Origin of the sequence: Microcystis sp. LEGE 08355 (genome assembly GCF_015207185.1) — a bacterium.
In the GTDB taxonomy this organism is placed as follows: Bacteria; Cyanobacteriota; Cyanobacteriia; order Cyanobacteriales; family Microcystaceae; genus Microcystis; species Microcystis panniformis.
Genome location: NZ_JADEXI010000336.1, coordinates 1 through 5,137, shown reverse-complemented (window position 1 = coordinate 5,137; position 5,137 = coordinate 1). Strand labels below are relative to the sequence as shown.

Here is a 5,137-nt window from a genome sequence, read left to right as displayed (position 1 = left end):
GACGGATTAACCGCCAACTTCCTTTTAATCTAAGAGCGCATCGACAAAAACGATTTTCAAATAGAAAACAAGGAAAATTAGCTCCCTCAATCAGAGCTAATCGTCAACTTGAACTTCGAGTCGTTTCCGAACTAACCAAAATCTATCCAATTACCGATATTTACTTTGAGTACATCAAAGCCGATATTGATCTAACTTCCGGTAGAAAAGGAGCTAAGTCTGGAAAAGGTTTCTCGTCGGTTATGGTCGGACAGAAATGGGCTATTGAGCAACTATCTCAATTGGCAACAGTCCATACTCGCTTTGGTTGGCAAACCTCTAATCTCAGAAAACATTTGGGACTAGAAAAGTCCAAAAATAAAGCAGAACAATCACCCGAAAGCCATGCTAACTATGGCATTGCTCTTGCCTGTTTTCAATTTTTAGATTATTGGCAATTTCACAATTATAATGGTCATGGATATGATTGGAAGGGTTATGTTAAAGTAACGAACGCTCCTTTCGCTGTCATCAAACGTCCTCCTATTAGTCGTCGTCAACTTCACCTGATGGTTTTTTCTAAAGGTGGTAAACGACGTAAATATGGTGGCTCTACCACAGGACATGGGTTCCGTAAAGGAGATTTAGTTTCTTCTCCCAAAGGAATTGGTTATGTTAGTGGAGATACCGAAAAAAAGCTATCTGTAAGCGATACCAATGGTCAACGATTGGGACAGATAGCTGTTAGTAAGATTCAGTTAATTCGTCGTTCTAACGGTTTAATTGTTTCTCACTAACTCATATAAAGCCGCCCTCCGCTATCGCTAAAGGGCGGGTTTCAGACCCAATTTTTCGATGACCGGACTAAGTATTGATCGCCAGAAAAAAAAGAATAAACAAGGCCAAACAAAAGCTGATAGTCCCCCGCTTAACATCAAAGAGAAACTTGCCCTCAAAAAAGAAGAAAGGCAAAGGAAACAAAAGTTAACGGGGTTGATTATTTTTGCTATTTGTGTAGCAATTTTGCTCGGATTACCCCTCAGCTTATTATTTGATGCCACGATAGGAGCTGCAGTAAGTTTAGCCTTAATTTTAGGAGTTTTCTCCTTTAGCTATCCTCGCATGGCACTTTGGGCATTTATTATCTATGTCCCCTTCACTGGCACTATTATCTATTGGTCGGGAGGTAATCCAATCCTACAAATCAGTAAAGATATCTTTTATCTACCCGCTTTAATCGCCTTAGTTTTAGAATGTCGAAAAAAGCAATTACCGATTATTGTCCCGAAACAATTAGGTACAACCCTATTATTAATCTTTGTTTTCTGTGTAGTCTGTCTATTAGCCGTCAATTTACAGAGACAATTTCTGCCTACTTGCGATTCCGTGGCTGGGATGAGTATATTTAGGGATGGTCGCTTGCGCGGGATTCCCTGTCGGGAAAGTGAGACTTTTCTGCAAGGAATATTAGGATTTAAAGTTTTGCTGGGTTATGTCCCCTTGATCTTCTGCACTTATTACTTGATCAAAGACAAACCGACCCTATTATTTTTTAGTCGTCTTTTAGTGACTTTAGCGATTATTTGTTGTGTTCTAGGGTTAATGCAATACTGGATGCTGAAAACCGGTCGTTGTGTAGGAACTAGAGGCTTTGTAGCTGGGGCACTATTCAAAGCCACCTTAGAGGCCAGGTGCTTGGTCGGCGGAGGATTAGTCTATAGTCCAGAAGTGAATATGATACGTTTACCGGGTACCTTTGTTTCCCCCTGGCACTGGGCTTGGTTTTTGGTCTCTAGTGCCGTAATTTGTTATGCCAGTGCCTTTAGTGAAATTTCCCAAAAATGGCGACTAGCAGCCCTAGTGGGTTTAACCCTAGTTTTTATTAATGCAGTGATCTCCGGGCAAAGAGTAGCTTTCTTTGCTGTACCGATGATTATTGGTCTGATGACGATTCTTACGGGACAAATCGCTAACTTAAAAAGATTTTTGCCGATCATTTTTGCCGCCGCTTTACTTCTAGCTATCGGTTTTTCTTTCCTTAACCCCGATTTTGTCCAACAACGCTACGATAGTGCCATCGGCCGTTGGCAACAAGCTCCCCCCACCGCTTTTCTTCAAGAACAGTTGGATTTTGCTATCCGTAATCAGGGCGGTATTTTAGGTCGTGGACTTGGTGTAGCCACTGCTGCTGCTAGGGTTTTCGGTGATATTTCCTTTGTGGAAACCTATCACACTAAAGTTTTATTCGAGTTGGGATACATTGGTTTTACCTTGTACATGATATTCATGACCCATCTAGTTTATCTGACATTCCGCACCTATCGTTCCCTCAAAGATCCGACTCTGCGAGGTTTTGCCGGTAGTTATTGGGTTTTGCTGCTCTTTGTTGCCTATGTTCCCTATTGGTATGCCCTCGATACGGATCCTGTGGGCGTTTATTACTGGATATTTGCGGGCGTAATTTTTAGATTACCCGCGATCGAAAAACAGGAAAAAGAAGCCAAAATTCTGGCGGGGGAAACTGAAACAAAATCCTCCAAAAAGAGCTTAAAATTTAAACGCAAGGGTATTTCTTTAGCCTGAAATATGGGTGCTGGAGATTTCAGTTATCAGTTATCAGTTATCAGTTATCAGTTATCAGTTATCAGATTTGAGTTTTTAAGTGTGCGGTATTAAATAAGTACCTAAACAAAATTAATTACACATCTAAGCTCTCAGCCGTCAGCCTTTTGCTGTGAGTAAACAGTGAACTGAAAACTCAAATACGATCCCTAATAGCTGTATCGGAGTCTCGGAGTCTCGGAGTCTCGGAGTCTCGGAGTCTCGGAGTCTCGGAGTCTCGGAGTCTCGGAGTCTCGACTAGGAAATTAATTTTGCACGACTACTTAGAAGTTTTCTACTGTCTTTTTACTGATTACTGTTTACTGATTACTGATTACTGATTACTGATTACTGATTACTGTTTACTGATTACTGTTTACTGCTATGAATTTTCCCTCGATTTCTGTCATCATACCCACCTATCGACGCGAAGAGCCTCTTAAAGATACTCTCGATGACCTGCTCAAACAAGATTACCCCAATTTTGAGGTATTAGTTATCGACCAAACCGCTACCCATAGCCACGAAATACAATCCTATCTAGAAAATCTGGCTAATCAGCACAAAATTAGCTGGTATCGGCTAGATTGGGCGAGTTTACCCGGTGCCAGAAATTATGGAGTCCGTCGCGCCCAGGGCGATATCGTTCTTTTTATTGATGATGATGTGCGGCTACCGGATAATTATCTCAAAGCACATAGTGAGAATTTTGTCAAGAACCCTGAGATAGGTGTAGTGGCTGGTCGGGTATTTGATCGCATGAAATTGGGTGACTCCCAAAAAATGGTGACAGATACCGGCAAACCCTACGAAATCGACTTTTTACCCCCCCAAGCGATGGATCCGGGCATTGCTTGGTATTACATCGATCTTGTCCACACCACTAAACCCCAGCAGGTAATCTCGGCCCGGGGCTGTAATATGTCTTTCCGGAAGGATATATTTACGAAATACGGCATTTGGTTCGATGAACGCTTTCGTGGCAGTGCCGTGCGCGAGGAATCGGATTTTTGCTTAAGGTTACGCCAGACTCCCTATCATGTCTGGTATGATCCCACCGCTTATCTGGTTCATTTAGGCGAAGAAACCGGCGGCTGTCATGATATTAGCACTCGTTCTCTGAGTTATCAGACGACTTTTTATCATAATCACTTTCTGATGGCCTTGAAAAATCTCACTCCCGCTCAACAATTGCGACTCTATGCTAAATTATTTGATTGTCACGTTCTTGGCAATCCTCCCTGTAATAAAGGTGGTTCCCCGATTAAAATCCTTTCTAGGGGAATTTTTTATAGTTTGGGTCTTCTGGATGCTCTGAAAACTCAAGTTAAGTCCCTCTGGAATGATGGCCAAATTTATACAAAACTAGATAATCTATGAGAATTTTAGTCGCTAGTCATACCTATGTCGTTGATCTCAACTGTGAGAAACTGCGCTCTCTGACAAGATTAAATCCCGATATTGAAGTTACTATTGTTGTTCCCCAACGTTGGCAACCGGGAGGAGTCCAAAATAAAATCATTGAAAGTCAACCGAAAATAGCTGATAATTTCCGAGTCATTCCTATCTCTAATTTTAGCCAAAATAACCAAGCTTTATTAACTTTTGGCACTGATATAATTTCTTTATTGCAAAAATTTAGACCCGATGTTATTCAAGTGGAACAGGGTTCTAAATCTCTCGCTTATGCCCAATTTATCACTCTGAATCGTCTCTTAAATCTCCGGGCTAAAAATGTATTTTTTACTTGGTGGAATCTTCCCTATACTCCTAAATTTCCCATCTCTTGGTTAGAAGCTTATAACCTGAAAAATACCAATGGTTTAATCGCTGGTAATCAGGACGGAGTAGATGTTTTAAAAGAACGGGGTTACAGGGGTAAATACACCGTTTTACCGCAATTAGGAGTGGATGAAGTTCTTTTTTCCCCAGGCAAGCAACCCGATTTAGCCCGATCTTTAGGCATTGAAAACGATGAATTCGTGATTGGTTTTATCGGTCGTTTTGTGGAAGAGAAAGGCATTCTAACGCTGATTAAAGCTGTAGCTAAATTAACAGGTAAGTGGAAATTATTACTGTTAGGTCGGGGAATCCTGAAAGATAAAATAGTCAGCGAAGCTACAGCGGCAGCAATAAGCGATCGCTTGATGATGGTGGAAAGTGTTCCCCACGATCAAGTAGTTAATTATATTAACCTGATGAACACTTTAGTTTTGCCTTCAGAAATCACCTATCAGGTCAAAACCTTAACTGCCGTCGGTTGGAAAGAACAATTCGGTCATGTCTTAATTGAAGCCATGGCCTGTCAGGTTCCTGTTATTGGTTCTGATTCGGGAGAAATTCCCTTTGTTATTGCTGATACGGGGTTAATTTTTCCCGAAAAAGATGGGGATGCGCTGGCTAAATCTATACAAACTCTCTTAGATAATCCCAGCTTCGCTCAAGAATTAGGCCAGAGGGGTTATCAGAGAGTAATGACCAATTATACTAATAAAGCCCTCGCTCAAAAACAATTGGATTTCTATCAACAATTACTCCCTCGGTGATGGAAGTGGGG

At 41.3% G+C, this 5,137-nt stretch carries 4 protein-coding genes; all 4 read left to right on the top strand.

Annotated elements, in window-relative coordinates; genetic code table 11:
* Positions 1 to 776: RRXRR domain-containing protein (locus IQ242_RS16230; protein WP_193960669.1), on the top strand; the 776-nt coding region annotated here is incomplete at its 5' end.
* Positions 777 to 834: 58 nt separating this feature from the next.
* Positions 835 to 2,562 (top strand): hormogonium polysaccharide biosynthesis protein HpsL, encoded by a 1,728-nt coding sequence (hpsL, locus tag IQ242_RS16225; RefSeq protein ID WP_193960668.1) that lies wholly within the window; start codon positions 835 to 837, stop codon positions 2,560 to 2,562.
* 402 nt (positions 2,563 to 2,964) lie between these two features.
* Positions 2,965 to 3,960 carry a hormogonium polysaccharide biosynthesis glycosyltransferase HpsN gene (hpsN, locus tag IQ242_RS16220; protein WP_193960667.1) on the top strand — a complete coding sequence of 332 codons (996 nt, stop codon included), beginning with the start codon at positions 2,965 to 2,967 and terminating at the stop codon, positions 3,958 to 3,960.
* Positions 3,957 to 5,126, top strand: a complete 1,170-nt coding sequence (gene hpsO, locus IQ242_RS16215; RefSeq protein ID WP_193960666.1) for a hormogonium polysaccharide biosynthesis glycosyltransferase HpsO — start codon at positions 3,957 to 3,959, stop codon at positions 5,124 to 5,126. Before hpsN ends, hpsO begins: the two co-directional genes overlap by 4 nt.
* Positions 5,127 to 5,137: the final 11 nt, after the last annotated feature.

Excerpts from the sequence above, each read along its gene's own strand:
- hpsL (WP_193960668.1), top strand. The coding sequence starts at position 835 with ATGACCGGACTAAGTATTGATCGCCAGAAAAAAAAGAATAAACAAGGC.
- hpsN (WP_193960667.1), top strand. The coding sequence starts at position 2,965 with ATGAATTTTCCCTCGATTTCTGTCATCATACCCACCTATCGACGCGAA.
- hpsO (WP_193960666.1), top strand. The coding sequence starts at position 3,957 with ATGAGAATTTTAGTCGCTAGTCATACCTATGTCGTTGATCTCAACTGT.